Here is a 20,515-nt window from a genome sequence, read left to right as displayed (position 1 = left end):
CCATGAATAAAGTACTTTCCGGAATCGTCATCCTGTTGTTGGTGTTGGTAGGTGGTTACTTTGTGGACGACGGATACAAAGCCAAAGTCGATCACCTACTGCACAGGGATGGAGCTGCGACGGTCGCCACGTCCAATGGTGGTGGGTCTGATTGGAATGACGCCAAACCCAACGTCTCAGGCAATTCCGCGTCTACACAGAATGGCCGTGCACTATCCAACATCCTTAAGACCGGGTTGGTGCGTGTGAGTGCGCAAAATCCTTCCAAGCCTTTCTATTTCCACGACAACCGCGGCAACCCCAAAGGTTTCAATGTGGACTTTATGAAGGCCCTGTTCTCTCAGAGCGAATTTGGTGGCCAACAGATAAAGCTCGACATCAGCCACGAGGTGGATGCATATGAAAAGGTTCCCAAGCAATTGCTCGAAGGAAACGTGGTTGACATTGCCATTGACGGGTTGACCTTCAACGACGAGGACCTGAAGGGGGTCGTCTACACGATTCCTTACGTAAAGGACTTTGGTTACGCGTTGATTGCTCAAAAGAGTTCCAACATCGCGTCCGTAGAGACCGCCAATGGCAAGACCATCGGTGTGCTCAAGGGCGATCCTGATGCCATGGCCTTCGCCAAACTCAAGTTCCCTAACTCGCGGCTCGTCGAACTCTCCGACAAGGCTGACCAGAATGGCAAATGGATTGTGGGTTTCGTCGATTCTCATCAGGTCGACGCTGTGATGTACGACTATCCCTTTGCAGTATCTGAACTGGAGGGTACTGATATGCAGTTTGTTTCACCCAAGATTGCGGGCAGTGACATTGAGTACAAAATCGGTGTTCGCGCTGGCGATAGGGATTTGCTTGAAGCCTTGAATGCTGCAATTCGCAAGGTGACTGCCACGGACGGGTATACCGAGATGCTCAAGACTTACTTTATGAGCAATAAAGTTGCCACAGCCCGGGCTGCTGGCAGCAACGAAACGGTCTATGTGGTGGTTCGCGGTGACACTTTAAGTACGATTGCTCAGACCCACCTGGGTGACAAGATGCGCTATCCAGAAATTCAAAGTCGCAACAATTTGGCTAACCCTAACTTCATTTCGGTTGGTCAGAAGTTGGTGATTCCAAAATAGAAGGAAACCCATCGCAAACAAGTCTCCCCACGCTAGGTCAATCGCAACCTTTGCAGCACGATGAAGCAGAATCGCCCGCCAATGCTTCTTGGATGGGGGGACATTTGACCGTCCCGTAGCTGCAAAAGACGCAGCACTCGCCTGCAAGCGGCCGCAGGACAGCCTTGCAGGCTTCGCATTCATAGAAAAACTGGCACGCGTCGCTCGGCATTTCAAGCTCTGCTTTGTGGCCACATTCAGGGCAGGTCAACACTGACTTCGTTTGGATGGTCGCGTCCATGCAAGTCAGTTCGGTTTGAGACAATGGCAATAGACGAAATGCTGGAGCGACCCCCAGGGGGTTTTATGCTCTTCGCTGGCGTGTTCAAGCAGCTCAAAGGCTGGTCCAAACTCGCCGTGCAATTGGACGTGGTTATAACGCGCGACGGGCAAGCCACTGTATTGTTCAGGGCCGTCGGGAGCGAAAGTCGCGACAATCACATGCCCTCCGGGTTTTACGGTTTTCATGACTTGCTGGACGTAGGCCAAGCGATCCGCAGGGTCGGTCAGGAAATGGAAGACGGCACGATCATGCCAAATATCGTAGGACTGCTCAGGCAGCTCTACATGGCGAATGTCGCCAGCGATCCATTCGACCTTTTCGCCGTTGACGCCAAGCCGCTTGCGCGCAACCTCGAGCGCGCTGGCCGACAGGTCAAGGACCGAAATGTGTTCAAAGCCGTCAGCTAACATATCGTCCACCAGAGTGGATGCGCCTCCGCCCACATCGATGACCCTGGCGTCGGGCTTTGGGTGGATCGAGCGGATGATTTCAAGCGAGCGCGTAGCATGCTCTTGAAACCAACTGACGTTGTCCGCCGACTTCGTTGTGTAGACTTTTTCCCAATATTCTTGTTCTTTCATCGCGCAGCTCCGTTTGTCAATGCGTGGTTATATTACCCAAGAGTACCCCCGGTTTTGTCGCAATAAAATTATGTGATTGGAGTTGCAAAGGCAAGCGTTCTGAAGGTCATACCTCATTCATTGGCGGTTTCGCTCCAACGTAAGGTGTCACGCCCCGCCGCCTTTGCAGCGTAAAGCGCTTGGTCCGCACGATTTACGGCTTCTTCTAGGCAATCCTTGTCGCCAACCGTTGCCAAACCAGCACTAACGCGAAGACTCAGGACATGTCCATCAGGGAGAATGAGCGGATTATCACGTAGGGCTTGCAACAGTCTCTCCGCAGCCTGTTGTGCCTCCTCACGGTTAGATGCTAGCAGCATTGCCAGAAATTCTTCACCACCGTAGCGAAACAGTGGCTCGCCGGAGCGGCAACGACTGAGCAGTAGATGAGCAATGTGCTGCAACGCAATATCACCGGTTGTGTGACCAAATTCGTCGTTGACGCGCTTGAAGTGGTCCACGTCCAGCATTACCACGACAATCATCTCCCCCCGGCGCCTGGCTTGGGCGCGGTATCGGTTGAACTCCTCCTCCAATCCGTAACGCAGTCGCAGCCCGGTCAGTGCATCCAGACGTCCACTAGTCACCCAATATTTAGTCTTCAGCAATGCCAGATCAGCCAGAACACTCACCTGCGCATGCTCAAAGCTATCTAGCACCGCCGCCTCTCCAGCCGTGCCTTTAAGCACACATCTGCAAATGATGCGTGCCGCATCGTGCATCAGACGATGTTGCTCATCTAGGCGTTGCGCCGCAACGGGGTCGATAGCGTCAAAACGATTTCGACATGACAGGAACCAGCTGCCGAAGGTGCAGCGAGCATGCGCGTCAGCGGCCAAAACGTCCTGACCGGGTGAAGTATGCAATACGGCACACCGCAGAATTCGTTGCGACCAGTCCATATGTGCGCGTGCGGCGTCATCGAGCCGATACACGAAGTCCCGAACATCCTGATCAACAAAATCATGTTCCATATGAAAAATCGATGGCAGTGACCGTATTGGACTATCCCATTTGCGGTATTAGGGCGCTTCATCCCCAGGTCCCACCGATTTGTCTGGTTCAGGTGCATCCCTTGTACCTGGCTCATGCAGTCTGGCCTTTAGTAACAATTCGGACAACCGGATACTGGTGTGACTTAGCACCCCATCTGCACCGATGTCGGCGCGTGCCTCTGCAAAACGCTTGTTTTTGATTTTTTGGAGAATTTCGGCCGCAACGTGATGGAATTCATCATGTGCAATGCAAATTTGCTCTCGCCGCCGCTCGGGCATTAGCCGATATCCTTCATCATCAAGCCACTTCCCGAACTGACATTGATGAGCGTCACCAACGGTCGTTACATCGAATGCAGCCTTTCCGTTCAAATAATCTCTGAAGTGCTTTTTCCACGCAGAATGCGCCATTAATGCGGCATCGATTTCAAACCTCATACCCATAGTGTTGTCCCCCTTGGATACAGCCACGCTCAGTCGCTCAAGCAACTGTGCAACCAACAACGATGGGCGGTGCATCGCGAGTCGGGTGCCTTTGCCTACTTCTGATCCTACTGATCAATTCCGCGTCGCGCAACCGTAATAGCACCGAGGGACCGTTCGACGGTCACCGCATCCTATCCACGTTAGGCTTGGAATTAAAGCAAAATGAATTAGTCTTATCTGGCACATTGCGAACGAGCAATTTGCAAATTAAATCCATCTCTCCTTAAAAAGGAAGATCGACTTCCTCACACAGAATGTGCTCAATATCCATCAACTGACGTGAGGCCAGATTCACATCCTTCTGCGAACCCGACGAGGTGTCAGGTCTAGGTGCTTCAACGCCGTACTGGGGGACTTTGTAGATGGACCAATACCCAATCTTTCATACAACCTGCCGCCATATTGAGCACACCCCCCACAGCCAAATCTTGGCTCGCTTTTTAGTGTTATCAGCTTAGTTTTCCACCGATTGATGCACCGCAGCGGTGGATCATAAGTATGAGTCATCCAAAAAAGGAACCCAGCACTGGGCTGGGTTAGATCTTTTTGGCTACGGGCGTGCCAGTGAGGTAGGCGTGGGGGCCATTAAAGCCCACTGGCATCATGAGACATCAGCCCCACTTGAGCAACAATCTCTGCACCCGGGCACCATCTCCTAGATGGCACTTCTAGAGGCCGCCGCTTGGAATGCCAATCGCAACTGAGTGACTGTGAGCCTGTCGAGCATCAATTCGGCGTCCCGCTGAGATATGGGAGTCGGCCTTCCAACTCTGTTGAATTCAAGTGCGTAGGACCTCATCCAAAGTGCTGCTTTTGCGTATTCATCCAGTGCGCCCCATGCTTCACCCGTGGGGCGATCACTAAAGATTGATGCCCATCCAAGTCCATGGTTTCTTAATTTCCGGTCTAGCTTATACCTGCACAGCAACTGGGGGTGAGCAGCTGACGGTATTGGCACTGTTGACGACGCTCACTTATGACGTTATACGCGGTACACGCAGGACAAGCCCGCGCCTAACCTTCTGTAAGTTCTATTTTCTCTTCACTACTAACTCCTCAATGGAATGCGCCGATTGCGGTCTTCCGAACAGGTAACCCTGGAATGCATGACAGCCCAGATGCGCCAGGAAGTCAGCCTGCGCTTGCAACTCGACCCCTTCCGCAATTACTGACAGCCCCATGCTTTCTGCCAACGCCACAATCATTTTTGCAATGGCTGCATCGTTGGGGTCTGTAACTATGTTTCGCACAAAGCCTTGGTCAATCTTGAGCTGGTCCAACGGCAACCTCTTGAGGTATGCCAGGGAGGAATATCCAGTGCCGAAGTCGTCCAGAGAGAATGCAATGCTGTGAGCCTTGAGCGCTCCCATCTTGACGATAATGGCCTCCACGTTGTCCACCAGCATGCTCTCGGTGAGCTCCAATTTAAGTCGTTTCGGGTTTGCGTTGGTCCGTTCCAGTGTGGCCAAAACGCTTTCCACAAAATCGGGTTGTTGGAACTGACGCGCACTCACATTCACCGCAATGGTCAGGTGCGACAGTTCGGGCAACTTGGCCCACTTTGCCAGTTGAACGCATGCAGTATCGAGCACCCATTGACCCAATTGCAAAATCAGTCCGGTTTCCTCGGCCAGCGGAATGAAATGGGCTGGTGACACCATGCCGCGATGGGGGGGGGTCCAGCGTATTAGCGCCTCTACCCCCGCGACGTGCCCCCCTCCGACAACTTGCGGTTGGTAATACAGCAGGAACTGTTGTTTGACCACAGCTTCACGCAAATCGGCCTCCATGGCCGCGTGGGCTGAGACGTCTGCCTGCATTTGCGTATCAAAGAATCGCAGCGTGTTGCGCCCAGCAGCTTTGACCTGGAACATAGCCAGCTCAGCTCTTCGAAGCGGCTGTTCACTGCCTTCCAGAGCACTGCCACCAAACAGGGTAATTCCAACACTGGGCGTACTATGGTGCAAACTTTGAGCTAGTTGGAAGTCTTCTTCGAAAGTCTTGAGGATGTTACGACCCACAGTCTCAGCGTGGGTAGCTGCCTCAATTTCGTCTTCACTCAAATCTTCCAGCATCACCACGAATTCATCACTCCCCAAATGGGCTACCGTGTCGCCATCGCGCACACAACCTTTCAGGCGCTGTGCCACCTGCACCAGCAACAAGTCACCCTGACTGTGGCCCAGCGTGTCGTTGATAGTCTTGAAGTTGTCCAAATCGATAAAGAGCAAGGCGTTCTTGCGCGCGTGTCGGGTACTGGCGTGCAGCGACTGGTCCAGCCGGTTGAGCAGCAAGCGACGATTGGGTAGTTGGGTCAGCGGGTCATAAAATGCCAAAGCGTCAATTTGGGCCAAAGCCTGGACATGATCAGAAACGTCACTAAAGATGGCCACGAAATGGGTTATATTTTCCTCGTTGTCTTTCACTGCGCTGATAGAGAGCCACTCCGGGTAGACCTCGCCACTTTTGCGCCGGTTCCATATTTCACCTGCCCATTCACCAGTGGTCTCAAGGGCTTGCGTCATGGTGGCGTAAAAGGCACTGTCATACCGACCAGACGCCAAAATGCTTGGCGTCTTCCCCACCACCTCTTCGGAGCTATAGCCGGTAATGACCGTAAAAGCTCTGTTGACCTGCAGAATTACGCGCTGCGCGTTGGTGATGGCCATGCCCTGCTGAGAATCAAATGCTGTGGCGGCGATCCGCAGGGCTTCTTCGGCCCGCTTGCGTTCAGTGATGTCGCGCGAAATCATAATGAAGCGTTGAGACTCGTTCGGAACCTCGGCCTTTTTTGCAATCGACAATTCAAACCAGTGGCTCTCATTGCCAAGTGGGATGTCAATCTGCCGACCAACAGAGAAGCCGTTCAAATTAGCTTCGTGCAAAGCCTCACTACAGATTTTTGCAGCAGTGTGGGGCAATACTTCGCTAATCAGCTTGCCCAAAAAGAACTCTGGTGGTGCGGCCAGTAAATTCATACGAGACGTGCGGTATTTGTAATACCGCCCGTCCAAATCCAACTCAAACAACACATCGGGCATGGCGTCTAGCGTTGCGTCTTGGTCTGCTTGCACTGCACGCAGTGATTGCGTCATTGCATGAGCCATGGTCAGCGCTCGATCGCGACCCGTTGCCAGCAACCATGCCACCCACCCCATCAACAAACTAAACGTGCCACCAAATGCAGCGATGATTTTGTGGCTATCTTCACCAACGTATTTTGCGTCAAAGTCGGGCAGTGAACGCATAATCAGCGTCCACCTTTGTCCGCCTACATTCAATGTTCGAGTTGTGTAAAGGTGATTGTCTTTGGCATCAGGCCGCACAGGGCTACGTTCCCCATAGAGCCAGTGCGCAGGAGACAGATCATCTCCCTCATACAGGGAAATACCAATATCAGCATCAAGCTGCTTGCCCAACCCAATGATTAGGTCAGACACACGAAACGGCCCACTCACCCAGCCCGAAATGGCTGCACGTCGGTCACGCAGAGTGATTACTGGTTTACCCCGAGAGTAAATTGGCAAATACATCACCACTGCTTTGAGATCTTTACCGCCATCTTGCACTAAATTGGTAGCGTTACTCAGTGCCATGCTTCCGGTATCGCGAGCCAGCCTTAGCGCTGGCTCCACCTGTGCGTTTGAAGCAATGTCAAACCCGATTGCGGTGACATTTTGGCCACTGTAGGGCTCGATCAATGTAATGGGGGCGTACTGTGCACGTTCTCCCTCAGGGTGGATTCGGTAGTTGGCATATCCTCTTTTGAGCATCTGATCCGCATGGCGGTTGCGGCTAGCTTTGAGCACCAAGCTGGCTACGGCAAGTCCTTGCATGCCCGGTTGTGTCTCTGGCAGTTGAAGCGCCTGGAAGTAGCCTCGGTACTCGGCACGCGATACCACATCAGAGTTCTCGACAAATCCTTTGACGCCTCGCAAGGCCAATTCAAAGGTTGCAAGCCGTCTGTCAATGTTGAGCGCGATCTGGTCAGCTGCTTGACTAAACCCGTCTTCACGCTTTTGAGTCAGCTCACGCTCTTCGTTATGCCAATAGAAAAATGTCACCCCTAACATCAATATCGTGACAAAGACCGCCCATGATTGTCCGATGCGCTTGTGGGGTGCCATATTTTGGTAAGCTCAAAATGAGGTGAGCAGATGAGTATGCAATTCTAATTACCTACTGTCTGCACTGGCAGTTTTGTTGCAAGCTAAAAGAGGCTCAGTTGTGCCGGCAGGCACATGCTGTACGATTCGAAACTGAATCTCTCGCGGCCCCAGACGCTGCAAAAAGCGCGACAAAACGGTCTCGCTCCTCGGCTGCCGGTCTATCGAGATGGTGGGGCAAGACGCGCGAGTACCGATACAGATTCTCGAACATGATCTGATCCCCCCTATGAAACGAAGGGACCCGACTCTACGTGGCCAGTGAAATTTATGTGGTGCTCAGCGACAGTCCTCCAGAAGGCGATACGTCTGTTGCCAGCGAAGGGGTCGCCGAAGACGATGATTTGCGAGAGTGGGTGCGGGCGTGCCACGCATTTGTAGGCAATATTCCAATGAAAGAACCCAAGGTAAGGGACAATCCAAAGCTCAACGCAAAAAGCAGCAATGCGTCCGATACGATGCCAGGCGCTGTCACCAACAAGAAGGCCGTTTCATGATCAAGGTTGTTGTTTTCGATGCATATGGAACACTGTTTGATGTGTACTCGATCGGTGCATTGGCGGATCGCCTGTATCCGGGCCATGGCGCAGCCATTGCCACAATATGGCGCGACAAGCAAATTGAGTACACCCGATTGATCGCGATGTCCGACCCCCATGGCACTGGTGGGAGTCGCTTTTACCAGTCGTTTTGGAATATCACGCGAGCCGCGTTGCGGTACGCGCTAGAGCGACTGGCCTTGCCTCAATCTGAAGCGCAAGAGGAGGCACTTATGGGGCAATACGCCAAGTTGGAAGCTTTTCCTGAGAATCTGGATGTGTTGCAGCGGCTCAAGGCGCAAAGCTTTGCGACCGCAATCCTTTCCAATGGCAGCGAAGGTATGCTCGATAAGGCGGTGCAAAGCGCGGGCATGGCCGACGCGCTGGACAAAATCATTTCCGTGGATAGTGTTCGGACGTTCAAGACGATGCCGACAAGTTACGGTCTTGTCGGCAAAGCGTTTGAAGTTCAACCCCATGAGGTGCTATTTGTGTCCAGCAACGCTTGGGACGCGCTTGGGGCCACCTGGTTTGGGTTTAAGACGCTATGGGTGAATCGGCAAAACCTGCCTTTTGAAGCCATTGGACCACGGCCCCATTTTGCTGGGGCGGATTTGAATGCGGTTTTTGCTGCCCTGGCTTAATTAATTGAACAGGAGAAGAGATTGAGCTTGCTAAGCGACATCAAAGGTTTGTTGAGCTCTGGTCGGCCCGATGAATTGCCTCATCATCGGGCCGACCTTCGCGTCAAGCGCTGGGGAATACGCGGTGCAGAAGTCTGGTGGACTATTTCAAATCACGCCCACAGGCAAGAACGTTACGGCAGATGATGTGACACCACAAGTGGACATGGACGTGATAACCGATGTGGTGCGAGCGTCAGCGCGGGTGTCGCTGGCCTAATTTATCTGGCAGTCAAGCCTTCCGTGCGGTCAGGCTTTTGGCCTGACGGGTTTGAGCGAGTGGGGCCAGATCATGTATTCGCGCACCAACTCGCGAGCTCGGTTCAGGGTAAGCGCGCGGCCAACCCATGTTGACCGCTGAGAGCTGCCGCGGTAGTCCGTCAGGTGGTAGTGGATTGCCAGCGATGCGGCAATAGCTCGCCGATCTGGCTGGCCCGTTGTGTAGGCAGCCGGGTGAGCACATCTTTCAGGTACGCATAGGGATCATGCCCATTCATGCGTGCTGACTGGATCAGGCTCATGACTGCCGCAGCCCGTTGGCCTGCGCGCAGACTCCCGGCAAACAACCAGTTGTTGCGGCCAATGGCAATGGGGCGGATTTGGTTCTCGATCCAGTTGTTATCCGCGGGAAGCCGTCCGTCATCGACGAACCGGGTGAGCGCCTCCCATCGCCGCAAGCTGTAGTCCAATGCTTTGGCGGTGGCTGAACTGGCGTGCACCTTCTGGCGCTGCAAGCCCATCCATTCATGCAAGGCATCGAGCACGGGCTTGGCCTTTTGTTGGCGGATGCGCTGGCGTTCCATTGCATCCAATTCCTTGACCTCGCGCTCGATCTCGTAGACCAGTGCAAACTGTGCCAGCGCAAACTCGGCGATATAGCTCTTGCTGGCGGCGTGCAGATCGAAGAACTTGCGCCGCGCATGGGCCAGACACCCCACCTCCGTCACACCGCTGGCGATCAGTGCTTTGTAGCCGCTGAAATCATCGCAGGTGAGACTTCCGCGCCAGTCCTCCAGGAACTTGCGTGCATGCTCGCCAGCCCTGGACTCGCAGAAGTCATACACCACGGCCCTCATGTCCTCGAAGGCTCCGGGCGCATAAGCCCATAGGTAGGCGCGATGCGTCTTGCCATCGCCTGGCTTGAGCATCGACACTGGCGTTTCATCAGCATGCAGTACACGATGTTGCAGCATCTCAGCCTTCAGTGCATCGACCAGGGGCTGCAGGCGCACGCCACAAGTTCCCACCCATTGCGCCAGAGTGGAGCGCGGGATGGCCAAACCGGCCCGACCGAAGATGCTCTCTTGGCGGTACAGCGGCAGATGGTCCGCGTACTTGGCCACCAGCACCTTGGCCAGCAGTCCGGCGGTGGGGATACCCTTGTCGATAACGTGCGCTTCGATCGGCGCCTGGGTGATGGTCTCGCACTTGGCACATGCCCACTTGCCGCGCACATGACGCTCCACGGTAAAGACGCCGGGCACATAGTCCAGCTTCTCCGCTACGTCCTCGCCAATGCGCTTGAGCTGGCAGCCACATTGACACGTGGTGGAGTCGGGTTCATGGCGAATCTCCCGGCGTGGCAGGTTGACCGGCAACGGTTGGCGTTTGGCCTGCCGCTTGTCCTGCGCAGGAGATACCGGCAGGCTTAGCTGCTCAATCTCTGCGGCCACGGCTGCCAGGTCCGCATCGATCTCGTCTTCGAGCAGGCTGCGCTGATCGGCGCTGAAGCGTTCAGACTGGGCGGCGAATTTCATGCGCTTGAGCAGCGCGTTCTCGTAGGTGAGTTTTTCGTTGAGGGCCTGGCTGTGGCGCAGTTCCGTGAGCAGTCGGGCTGTCATCGCGCGCAACTGCTCGGCGTTCAGGTTCTCCAGGGATTGCGGCTCCACCACCATGACCACGACTGTGCCAGAGTCGCTGTGTGCAGGCCATTGGCGCATGCCCCAATTGGCAGGTAGGGCCTATGCCGCCCGCGATCACACCACGGTAATGGCGCCGGCCTGTCCCACGCGTTTCCAGGGTAGGCCCAGCACCAAGGCATCGAGCTGGACTCGGTCCAGACTGCAGTGGGTGTCGCAGTCAGATGCCCATATGAACTTGCCCTGGTGTAGCCGGCGTGCAGCCAGCCAGATGCCAATGCCGTCATGCACCAGGATCTTGAGCCGGGTGGCGCGCTTGTTGGCGAACACATAGGCATGGTGAGGCTGTGCGGCACCGAAGACAGCGATCACGCGGGCCAGCGCTGTATCGGTTCCAGCGCGCATGTCCAGCGGTGCAGTCGCCAGCCAGACTGAGTCGATGCGGATCAACGCAGCAACTCACGCAGCACTTGTGCACATTGCGCAGCGCCCGTAAGTGGCCAGCGCACGCTCACGGTGGCACCGCCGCGCTGGATTTCAATGTGGATGGTCTCACCGGTGTGAGCAGGCTGCGGTGCCTCTGGTAGGTGCTTCATCGCTATGGCATCCGCATTGCCTGCCCCTGAAAGCTGCAGCGGCACGAAGGTTGCTGCCGTCTGTTGCAGCTCGGTCAGCACCCTGCGTTGGCGCTCCTCGCGTATCCAGCGGTGCACCATGTTCGGGTTGATGCCATGGCCCAGCGCAATGCCCGCCAGGGATGCGCCTGGCTGGCGACACTGCTCCAACACCGATGCCTTGAATTCCACGCTGTACTCGCGCCGCTTGAGGCGCTGCACTGTCGACACTTGATCCATAGTCTCCACGATCTCCTTCGTGGGGACGATGCCTGATCACCAAGGTCGATTCAATATGGGATGGCCGGACGCTTACGGTTCAGGCGGCTATTGAAGGCCCCATCCTGTTCGCCAAGGCGCCCGGCAATCAACGAGATAGGAATGACGGCTATCGCGGGCGGATTCAACCGGTCGATGCAACAAGTTGGTTGAATCGACCAGCGGGTGTTTCGTAGTTTAGAGTTTTCCTGGGACGCTCGTTTAGTCTTCTAGCCACTGCATTGATCTGTGCCTGTGAGTAGTCCGAGATATCGACTCCTTTGGGAAAGTATTGCCGCAACAAGCCGTTCATATTTTCGTTGCTCCCGCGCTACCAAGGGCTCTCCCGTTAGTTACAGTGCAGTACACATTGCGGAACGCGTCATTTGGCTTGTCCAGAACGGATGTTAAATTCCTCTATCTAGCAGTTCCCATTGTGGCAAAAGATCAGCCACCTTGATAGGCTTAGAATACCAGTAGCCTTGTGCCTCATCACATCCCATATCTGTGAGGAGTGTTGCTTGTTCATGCGTTTCAACCCCTTCCGCGATGACCTTAAGATTTAGCGAATGGCCCATGGCAATGATATGAGTGGGAGACACCGCAACGTGATTTACCCGAATGTTTTAAAGCGGAGAGGGCCAGTTAGCTGCTCTGCCTGCGCAGGGTGAGAAGCGCCACCCCAAATGCAATGAATATGCTGCCAAACGTGCGATTTAGCCACTTTGCAAAGCCAGGCTGAGCCAGTAGGGAAGTGGCGCGGGAGGCAAGCAGAGCGTACGTGATGAGCGTCGCAAAAGACAAGCTCACAAAAATCCCTGTCAAGACCAAAAACTGCAGCAGCATCGAAGTGTGCACGTCTATGAACTGTGGAAAGAGTGCGGTGAAGAAAAGGATTGGCTTAGGATTCGTTGCTGCTGTAAGAACGGCTTCACGGTAGAGATGCAATGGATTCGGCTGAGAAATTATCGACGTTTTGTCGGGTGCATTCACTAATGCTCTTGAGCGCCCCGTCAGTTGCCGAACTCCCATGTAAAAGAGATACAAGGCCCCCACTACTTTGACCGTGGCGAAGAGTATTACCGAGGACATAAGCACGACTCCAAGTCCCATCATGGAGGCCGCAGACAGACAGAAAAGTCCAGAGACGTTGCCGAGCGCAGACCACACCACGGAACGCACGCCGAACGCAGTAGCGTTTCGTATGGCCAAAATGGTCGCAGGGCCCGGGCTCAGGATGGCAATGCATGCTACTGCTGTGAATGCAATGATTACATGTGGATCCATTGAACTTTCCTACGTCGGTATGAGTGAACGCTATGCTTCTATGCGAGATCCCAGTGCCTTTAACGAACAAAGGGCGCCTAGCGCCCTTTGTTCTCTGGCCGAAGCAAGTTTACTTGGTACAGGCTTTGCCGTGGTCAGCATGATTGCCCTTAGCCTTTGCATCTGCTTCGGTCATGTACTCGCCAGTCTTGGTCTTTCCGTAGTGCTTCGAGCCTTCGCAAGGGTAAACCTTGGAGGCGGTGTTCACCCACACTTTGCCATCCCCCCCCCAGCGGCAGCGGCCATTGGAGCCACCGTCTTGGCTGAAGCTGCCGCGGTAGCGGGCATTGTCGCAGCGGCAGGCGCGCTGGCCTTGGGAGCGGGTGTTGCAGTTTGGGCAAATGCGGTAGCGACACAGAACACACCGACGACGATGGCGAGAGCGCGAACAGATTTCATGAAGATTGAGGCTGGTAGACGCAGCAATTCTTTCTTTGAAATATTGCAGACACTTCTACACCGTGCCGCTGCGCCCGGGCGATTGCAGACGGGTGTCCAGCATTGATGCAACTGTTATCGGCTTGAGGGATGCCTGCACCACTAGAAACGCCCACATCTGTGTGCGTTTGTAAGTGGGTGTCCAGGACGCTCGATCATGCTCAGGCACTTTGTCTAGTGGGACGCCGACGCGCTGCTGCATGTGCCCAGTTTGCACTGGTCTACGAGGTCGAGCGCGAGGTCAAGGAATTGGATGCAATGGAACGCCAGCGCATCCGCCAACAAAAGGCCAAGCCCGTGCTCGATGCCTTGCATGAATGGATGGGCTTGCAGCGCCAGAAGGTGCACGCCAGTTCAGCCACCGCCAAAGCATTGGACTACAGCTTGCGGCGATGGGAGGCGCTCACCCGGTTCGTCGATGACGGACGGCTTCCCGCGGATAACAACTGGATCGAGAACCAAATCCGCCCCATTGCCATTGGCCGCAACAACTGGTTGTTTGCCGGGAGTCTGCGCGCAGGCCAACGGGCTGCGGCAGTCATGAGCCTGATCCAGTCAGCACGCATGAATGGGCATGATCCCTATGCGTACCTGAAAGATGTGCTCAACCGGTTGCCTACACAACGGGCCAGCCAGATTGGCGAGCTATTGCCGCATCGCTGGCAATCCACTACCACCTGACGGACTACCGCGGCAACTCTCAGCGGTCAACATGGGTTGGCCGCGCGCTTACCAATATCTCACCACGAAAAGTGGAACGGTAGTGGATATCAGACAGAGTGACCAGCATCTTGATGCCGGCACGGATCAGTTCAGTTTTTTTGACTGATACCATTGCCACGACACCGCTCAAGGCAGCACTGTTCACGGTGGGTATTGAAGCCCATGAGAACCGTGGGCAATGGCGTAAAAAAGATTTGAATTCAGGAGGCATTCAGTGCGTTTCGTACGCAGCCAACTTTGCAGATGCCGTCTATGTGCTTTATCGTTTTCAAAAGAAAACAGTGAGGACCAGCAAGGCTGATTTGGACTTGGTCTCTAAGCGTTGCCATGATTTATTGAAGGCGCTTGGTCTATAAGCAATCAACAATATGCCAATGTCTAGGATTGCCATCGAAGACACCCAGGAAGAAGCGAAAAAGCCTGAGGCTGCGTTCGGTTCTGACCTTGTCCTGAGTTGGATTCGGGCTTAAATCCAAACGATTTCCTGCCCGGATTTTGGCCTAGCATTAATTAAATGGAGCACTGTGGAAGTGCTGCACAACAAGGCTTGCCGTGCAGTAACCGACCAATTTTCAGTGGACTTGCGCTTTTGATCTGGATCAAAAAATCGTTCGACGTCTGGTGTTATTCTTAAGCGTTGACAGGGACCCGCACCAAAAACACGCACAGAACACGGAGCACAGGGGTCATGGATGAGAGGTAATCGCACCGAGAGTGACCGCAGTTTTGCCATAAAGCTAATGCGGGATTTAGTCGTTCCTACGTTCGTTCTAGATGCCGACTGCAACGTCCTCATCTGGAATCGCGCATGCGAGCGCTTGACCGGCGTACCCGCGAAAGAGTTGATCGGCACGCGCGATCATTGGCGGGCCTTTTACGACGTGCCTCGGCCGTGCTTGGCCGACCTTGTATTGCAGGGGCGTACCAGCGAAATCGCCGCACTCTATGCCACGTCTGTCGATGTTGGCGACGGAACTCACGCCTTTCACGTGGAAAACTGGTGTGTGATGCCGCATGTAGTGGGCACCGAGTACTACCTCGCCATCGATGCCGGGCCAATTTACGGAACGGAAGGCCAACTGATTGCGGTCGTGGAGACTCTGCGCGACATGACCGATCAAAAGCGGGCGCAAATCGCACTGGAGCGCCTGGCGGCCATTGGCGGACTGACAGGGATTGCCAACCGGCGCAGTTTTGACGAGACGCTGGCCAATGAGTGGCTGCGCGCGCAGCGAGAAAAATTACCCATTTCCCTGCTCATGGTGGATGTCGATCACTTCAAGCTTTTCAACGACACCTACGGCCACCAAATGGGCGACGACTGCTTGCGCCGCATTGCGCAATGCATGTCGGCCATTGTCTACCGTCCAGGTGACACCGTGGCTCGCTACGGTGGTGAGGAGTTTGTCCTGGTGCTGCCGTCCAGCAATCAGGATGGCGCGTTAATCGTCGCGGACCGGGTTCGCGACGCGGTGGCCCGTCTGGCCATGCCCCATAGCGGCAGCGGGCTGGGCCATGTCACGGTGAGCATTGGCGTTGCCTCGAGGATACCCGACAAGGACACCGATCGCGATTCCTTGGTCAAGGCTGCCGATACGGCGCTGTATCGCGCCAAACATGATGGGCGCGACCGTGTTGCCGCGGAACCAATGGCTGCGCGTTCCGATGGTGCCTTACCGTGATGTCCCACATCCATTGCGTGGCGAAGTTCTGAACTTCTTCAACGCTGGGCTGGTAATACTAGGATATGAATCAGGTATTTACAATATCCTACTTACCACGGCGGATTCAACCGGTCGATGCAACACACTACATGCTGATTTTGGGCATACTCTTCAAAATCGTCCAGTGCAAGTGGACGACTAAATAGGTACCCTTGGTAAGCACGACAACCCAGTTCTTCAAGCATAACTCTTTGCTTTTCTATTTCCACTCCCTCAGCTATGACCGAAAGTCCTAAGGACTCTGCGAGTGCGACAATCATTTTCGCTATGGCAGTATCGTTGGAGTCGACAAGGATGTCCCTCACAAAACTCTGATCAATTTTCAGTTGGTCCAGCGGAAGTCTCTTCAGATACGACAGTGAGGAGTATCCTGTTCCGAAGTCATCCAAGGAAAATCCCACGCCCCACGCTTTCAATGCTGTCATCTTCTTGATAGTGTTTTCCACATTGGACACCATCAAGCTCTCGGTCAATTCCAGCTTGAGTCTTCTTGGGTTCGCACCGGTTAAGTTGAGGGCATCCAATACCTGCTCAACAAAGTCGCTCTGCTGAAGCTGCTTGGCGCTGACGTTCACGGCCAGGGAAAGTAACGCGGTTTCGGGTTTGACTGACCATTGCGCCAATTGAGCACAGGCAGTGCGTAAAACCCACTGTCCAAGCGGCAAAATTAAGCCGGTTTCTTCGGCAAGAGGAATAAATTCGGCGGGGGACACCAAGCCACGAGCTGGATGCAGCCAACGCACCAACGCTTCGGCACCAGTCAGACACCCTTCTCCGTCTACTTGTGGCTGATAGTAAAGTGCCAACTGGTGACTGTTTACAGCCCCACGTAGCTCCACTTCCAATGCGGCACGACTGGAAACCAAGGCCTGCATCTCTGGATCAAAGAAACGCAGTGTATTGCGGCCTGCTGCCTTTGCTTGATACATGGCTAGGTCAGCTTGCTTGAGCAGATCTTCGTAGGAAGTTTGATGGCCTCCAAATAAGGTGATACCGATGCTTGGCGTACTTCGGTTTTCATAGCCTGCAAGCAGGTATGGGCGATTGAGTATCGTCAGAATTTTGTCACCTACAGACTCAGCCTGTGGTGCGGCTTCCTCGGAAAACTTACTAAGTCCTTCAAGAAGTACCACAAACTCATCTCCACCAAGTCGCGCCACAGTATCTCCATCGCGAACACATGCGACAAGGCGCTGCGCTACTTGTTGAAGCAATAGATCCCCTTTGTCATGGCCAAGGGTGTCATTGAGCGTCTTGAAGTGATCCAGATCAATGAACAACAGTGCACCGTAATGTGTACTGCGTGAGCCGGCAGCTAGCGCTTGTTGCAGCCGATCAAGAAGCAGCCGCCTATTTGGGAGCTGGGTGAGCGGATCGTAAAAAGCTAGGTGCGTAATCTGTTCTTCTGCTGTTTTTCGCGCCGTAATGTCAATATGTGTACCAACGTAGTGAGTTACATCTCCGGCGTCAGACTTGACCGCAGTAATGGTCAGCCATTTCGGATAGATTTCTCCATTCTTGCGTCGATCCCATATTTCACCTTGCCAACTTCCAGTCTGCCTAATGCTCTCCCATAAGGTGCTAAAGAAGGCGGCGTTGTGGCGTCCCGACTTGAGCAAGCGAGGTGTCTGCCCCACAGCCTCTTCCGCCGTATAGCCAGTACTCTCAGTAAAAGCCCGATTCACGCGAAGAATCACACCATTGGCATCAGTGATCATCATTCCCTCTTGGGACTCGAACGCCGTAGCCGCAATGCGAAGATCGGCCTCTGCTTTTTTACGCACACTGACGTCAGAGATGAACGCCGTAAAGCGAAGGCTATTGCCAACATTGACCGACGTGACTGAGAGCTCGATAGGGAACTCGTCTCCATTGCGCCGTATGGCAGAGATTTCAATTCGATGATTTGCGATACGTGCTTCTGAGGAAGTCAGAAATCGAGCTAGTCCTTTTCGATATGCAGCTCTGTATCGAGTTGGCATGATCGTTTCATCAAGATATCGCCCCATCACCTCGGATTTACTCCATCCGAAGACAGTTTCGGCCATGGAATTCCAGTCTACGATCAGTCCCTGGACATCCATGGCGACAATCGCGTCCAGTGCCGTATTGAAAACAGCACGTATCTGGGACTCACTCTCAAGCAACGCCTGTTCGACACGTTTGCGCTGGTCAATGTCATGTGTGACGCAAATAACCCCCTTTGTCGGGTCCGTGCGATCAATTGCGGTAAGCGTCGTCGTAGCCCAAAACAGGGTACCGTCGCAGCGCCTGTATTGCGCGTCGCTAGAAAATGCCGCTCCTCGTCCGATGGCGTCATAGGCGCTTCTCTCGCGGCATTTGTACTCCTCTTTAGAGGTATGCAAGGCTAGCGTTGAGGTTCCTATCAGCGACTCCACCTGGTACCCGAACATGGTTGCAAACTCCTGATTGCAGCGCACAATGCGTCGGTCCTTCAGGAAGGCAATCCCAACCCCCGCATTTTCAAGAACAAGGTTTTGCTCCAGCAAAAGATTCTGGACATTCTGTTCAGCACGCAAACGCACCAATTCAGCTTTTTCCAGCATCTCACGGTATTCGATACTCGCCAGAGCTTGATTAGTAAGTGGGATGAATCGTTCTAGCAGGTGTAGATGCGTTTTATTGAAAAATGCTGGCTTTGCGTGAACGAACACCAACATTGCCTCACTTATTCCCGTGTGCAGCGACACATAGATGGCCGATCGAACTCTTGCGCTTAGCGTATCGGGTTGACTAAGCCAATCCGGCATTCCATTAGTGTCAAAAACAGCAACAGTTTGCCCGTCAAGTACTCGTTGGAACACATCGCTTACTTTCCAAGTAAGCCCCAGAAAATCTTCGCTTGATGCGCAAATTGAATTGAGTTGCTTTTGTGAGTTAATTTGCAGCATGATGGCTTCATCGAACAGGATGAAGCGACGAAGAACTTCGACAAGTTTTTCAAATACCTGCTGGGTATTTTGCGCCCCATTTAGAGCACGCAGCCCTTCAAGCAATCCGTCTGCCTCTATCCTGCGCTGCTTTTCATGTTGCAACGCACGTTGAAGAGCGACTAACTCCTCTCCAAGCCGTTCAGACGAAAACAGTTGAGTGGGTTCTGATGTGGGCATCCCCTAACAATCCAATCAGTTTGAGAAGACTAGGGAAGAAATCATCAAATTCCCATGTGATGTACCACCACGCAGGACACTGCCTTGTTCTCCGAATGTGAAGATACCAATAAAAGGCTTTCCATTTAGTGTCTGATTTAGTGCGTCTACAACTTGTGACATGCGATCTTGCACGGTAAGCATGCATCCAGCGCAGTACACCATAACTACCCCAAGAACTGCTTCCGAGCTAAAGGAATCCAAGGCGATTGCAGCCTCTGTCACTCGCGCAGCCCGCGCTATTAAAGTTTCTTTTGAACCCTCCATTAGGAACAGTTCCTGCCCCAGTTGAACTTCGGTGAACAACCGCAATGAACCATCGGCCAATACCATCTCTGGATGAGAAAGCGTGAAATAGGATATGTCTCCAACTCTTCCTGCTACCCGGCCGAGTGGACTGAGCGACGTTACGAAAAGGACATTTCCTCCCATTGGTAAGGCTGCATCGATGAGACCCCTTGTCCATTTGTTATAGACCTGAGCGGCAGGTTCATCGTCAATTGTATGAACTACTCTTCCTGAAGCGGACGTCACAACGCCTCTGGGACCACATGGCGAATAGCCGCTTTGAAATGAGCATCCGATTCGGCAAGAAGGGAACAGTACTGAAACAACAAGTGAGTCGCCATCTGCAATATCTCGCGTTAGTACTCGCCAGCGTCCTGCCACTTGGTTGTCCGCCGCACTGCCTCCGACGATGAGCGTGTCCACTCCGACAACCTCTTGCATTCCTAGCAGGATTGATTCCTCCTGCCCAGGTGGCGCATTGAACCAAATTAGATCAGGAAGTTCTCCCGGTCGGTCAGCATCCGCTAAAGCAAGCGTTAGTGCGGCCATGGCCGCATCTCGGGGATTACCACCCTGTGCATGTGCACCCACTCCATATGCACCTTCAACATCTTGAATTCCAAACAAAGCAATTGCAGGTCCATCTACACCGTGAACACCGTCCTGCGTCATGACGCCTTGACAAGAAGTGCAGCCGTGTACCTTTACACCAGGGGGCAGTATTGCCATTGACGCCAGAATTGAATCCGAACTGTAATGCTCGGTAAAGTACACAAACAGAAGCGAGGGATATCCCTTGATTTCATTTGTTAAATTATTAAACGCCTCCTGAAAAGCAGTCTCAGCCTTAGTGTCATTGCTCCACGATGTTGCGATCCGCATATTCATCTCTGGGTTCAGTGCTGGATCAAGGCCAGGCACAGGGTGTTAACGAAACGAACTTCTTTGCTGAAATGAGTCTAATCATCTAATCTATATCATGTAATTCGGCTTTGCCGCAATTGGCATGGTGGACAAACTGCGTCATACTTACGATTTGACTTAGGATGTTGCCTGTACTCTGCTGCCTTCCTGAAGCGTAGAGCTTCAAAGTCGAATCGAAGTACAAGTAGGCAAATTCGATACCGTCATCGAGAGACGCAACCTTCTGGCTGAGTCTAATGCGCGCCTGCAA

The 20,515-nt window shown here is 53.6% G+C and carries 18 protein-coding genes and 3 pseudogenes; 7 read left to right on the top strand and 14 right to left on the bottom strand.

All coding sequences use genetic code 11. From position 1 onward, the window contains the following. Window positions 1-2 precede the first annotated feature (2 nt). Window positions 3-1,130, top strand: a complete 1,128-nt coding sequence (locus AAGF34_RS16330; RefSeq protein WP_342616775.1) for a transporter substrate-binding domain-containing protein — start codon at window positions 3-5, stop codon at window positions 1,128-1,130. 37 nt (window positions 1,131-1,167) lie between these two features. Here AAGF34_RS16330 and AAGF34_RS16325 read toward each other — a convergent pair whose 3' ends face one another. The 5 genes from AAGF34_RS16325 to AAGF34_RS16305 all read right to left on the bottom strand — a co-directional run bounded on the left by AAGF34_RS16325 (window position 1,168) and on the right by AAGF34_RS16305 (window position 7,680). Next, window positions 1,168-1,410 (bottom strand): GDCCVxC domain-containing (seleno)protein, encoded by a 243-nt coding sequence (locus AAGF34_RS16325; protein ID WP_342616774.1) that lies wholly within the window; start codon window positions 1,408-1,410, stop codon window positions 1,168-1,170. Window positions 1,411-1,415: 5 nt separating this feature from the next. Continuing rightward, window positions 1,416-2,033 (bottom strand): class I SAM-dependent methyltransferase, encoded by a 618-nt coding sequence (locus AAGF34_RS16320; protein ID WP_342616773.1) that lies wholly within the window; start codon window positions 2,031-2,033, stop codon window positions 1,416-1,418. 113 nt (window positions 2,034-2,146) lie between these two features. Beyond that, complete coding sequence (locus tag AAGF34_RS16315; protein WP_342616772.1) at window positions 2,147-3,046, bottom strand: diguanylate cyclase; 900 nt, start codon at window positions 3,044-3,046, stop codon at window positions 2,147-2,149. Between the two features lie 48 nt (window positions 3,047-3,094). Continuing rightward, complete coding sequence (locus tag AAGF34_RS16310) at window positions 3,095-3,538, bottom strand: CZB domain-containing protein (protein ID WP_342616771.1); 444 nt, start codon at window positions 3,536-3,538, stop codon at window positions 3,095-3,097. 1,046 nt (window positions 3,539-4,584) lie between these two features. Then, window positions 4,585-7,680: an EAL domain-containing protein gene (locus AAGF34_RS16305; RefSeq protein ID WP_342616770.1), complete on the bottom strand. Its 3,096-nt coding sequence runs from the start codon at window positions 7,678-7,680 to the stop codon at window positions 4,585-4,587. A gap of 293 nt (window positions 7,681-7,973) precedes the next feature. On the opposite strand from AAGF34_RS16305, the gene AAGF34_RS16300 reads away from it, so the two are divergent. The 3 genes from AAGF34_RS16300 to AAGF34_RS16290 all read left to right on the top strand — a co-directional run bounded on the left by AAGF34_RS16300 (window position 7,974) and on the right by AAGF34_RS16290 (window position 9,161). Then, window positions 7,974-8,216: a hypothetical protein gene (locus tag AAGF34_RS16300; protein WP_342616769.1), complete on the top strand. Its 243-nt coding sequence runs from the start codon at window positions 7,974-7,976 to the stop codon at window positions 8,214-8,216. Further along, entirely contained in the window at window positions 8,213-8,902 is a 690-nt protein-coding gene (locus AAGF34_RS16295; RefSeq protein ID WP_342616768.1) for a haloacid dehalogenase type II, read from the top strand. The genes AAGF34_RS16300 and AAGF34_RS16295 overlap by 4 nt, the downstream gene beginning before the upstream one ends. A gap of 70 nt (window positions 8,903-8,972) precedes the next feature. Continuing rightward, window positions 8,973-9,161, top strand: coding sequence for a hypothetical protein (locus AAGF34_RS16290; RefSeq protein ID WP_342616767.1), 189 nt, complete (start codon window positions 8,973-8,975; stop codon window positions 9,159-9,161). A 160-nt stretch (window positions 9,162-9,321) separates the two neighbouring features. Here AAGF34_RS16290 and AAGF34_RS16285 read toward each other — a convergent pair whose 3' ends face one another. From AAGF34_RS16285 to AAGF34_RS16255, 7 genes and pseudogenes are all read right to left on the bottom strand, one after another. Continuing rightward, window positions 9,322-10,836, bottom strand: coding sequence for an IS66 family transposase (locus AAGF34_RS16285; protein WP_342621033.1), 1,515 nt, complete (start codon window positions 10,834-10,836; stop codon window positions 9,322-9,324). Window positions 10,837-10,917: 81 nt separating this feature from the next. Beyond that, complete coding sequence (gene tnpB, locus AAGF34_RS16280; RefSeq protein WP_342616766.1) at window positions 10,918-11,250, bottom strand: IS66 family insertion sequence element accessory protein TnpB; 333 nt, start codon at window positions 11,248-11,250, stop codon at window positions 10,918-10,920. After that, window positions 11,247-11,654 carry a transposase gene (locus tag AAGF34_RS16275; protein ID WP_342616765.1) on the bottom strand — a complete coding sequence of 136 codons (408 nt, stop codon included), beginning with the start codon at window positions 11,652-11,654 and terminating at the stop codon, window positions 11,247-11,249. Before AAGF34_RS16275 ends, tnpB begins: the two co-directional genes overlap by 4 nt. A 163-nt stretch (window positions 11,655-11,817) precedes the next feature. Next, window positions 11,818-12,030 (bottom strand): annotated as a pseudogene (locus tag AAGF34_RS16270) (IS30 family transposase); the annotation flags it as partial. Between the two features lie 49 nt (window positions 12,031-12,079). After that, entirely contained in the window at window positions 12,080-12,250 is a 171-nt protein-coding gene (locus AAGF34_RS16265) for an EAL domain-containing protein (RefSeq protein ID WP_342616764.1), read from the bottom strand. Between the two features lie 67 nt (window positions 12,251-12,317). Continuing rightward, complete coding sequence (locus tag AAGF34_RS16260; protein WP_342616763.1) at window positions 12,318-12,959, bottom strand: LysE family translocator; 642 nt, start codon at window positions 12,957-12,959, stop codon at window positions 12,318-12,320. A 109-nt stretch (window positions 12,960-13,068) separates the two neighbouring features. Further along, window positions 13,069-13,310: pseudogene (locus AAGF34_RS16255) on the bottom strand (signal peptide protein); the annotation flags it as partial. A gap of 339 nt (window positions 13,311-13,649) precedes the next feature. Between AAGF34_RS16255 and AAGF34_RS16250 the strand changes: the two are divergent. The 3 genes and pseudogenes from AAGF34_RS16250 to AAGF34_RS16240 all read left to right on the top strand — a co-directional run. Further along, window positions 13,650-14,117: pseudogene (locus AAGF34_RS16250) on the top strand (transposase); the annotation flags it as partial. Window positions 14,118-14,215: 98 nt separating this feature from the next. Next, the gene (locus tag AAGF34_RS16245) at window positions 14,216-14,515 is read left to right on the top strand and encodes a type II toxin-antitoxin system RelE/ParE family toxin (RefSeq protein WP_342616762.1); all 300 of its coding nucleotides are present in this window, start codon (window positions 14,216-14,218) and stop codon (window positions 14,513-14,515) included. Window positions 14,516-14,851: 336 nt separating this feature from the next. Continuing rightward, a complete protein-coding gene (locus tag AAGF34_RS16240) occupies window positions 14,852-15,841 on the top strand; it encodes a diguanylate cyclase (RefSeq protein ID WP_342616761.1) in 990 nt (329 codons plus the stop codon). Between the two features lie 92 nt (window positions 15,842-15,933). On the opposite strand, the gene AAGF34_RS16235 is transcribed toward AAGF34_RS16240, so the two are convergent. Further along, window positions 15,934-19,014, bottom strand: coding sequence for an EAL domain-containing protein (locus tag AAGF34_RS16235; RefSeq protein ID WP_342616760.1), 3,081 nt, complete (start codon window positions 19,012-19,014; stop codon window positions 15,934-15,936). A 15-nt stretch (window positions 19,015-19,029) separates the two neighbouring features. Then, window positions 19,030-20,223 carry an FIST N-terminal domain-containing protein gene (locus AAGF34_RS16230; RefSeq protein ID WP_342616759.1) on the bottom strand — a complete coding sequence of 398 codons (1,194 nt, stop codon included), beginning with the start codon at window positions 20,221-20,223 and terminating at the stop codon, window positions 19,030-19,032. Window positions 20,224-20,515: the final 292 nt, after the last annotated feature.

This window comes from Rhodoferax sp. GW822-FHT02A01 (assembly GCF_038784515.1).
Lineage (GTDB): Bacteria > Pseudomonadota > Gammaproteobacteria > Burkholderiales > Burkholderiaceae_C > Allorhodoferax.
Note: the sequence above shows the minus strand (reverse complement) of the source record. Positions and strands in the feature narration are given on the sequence as shown.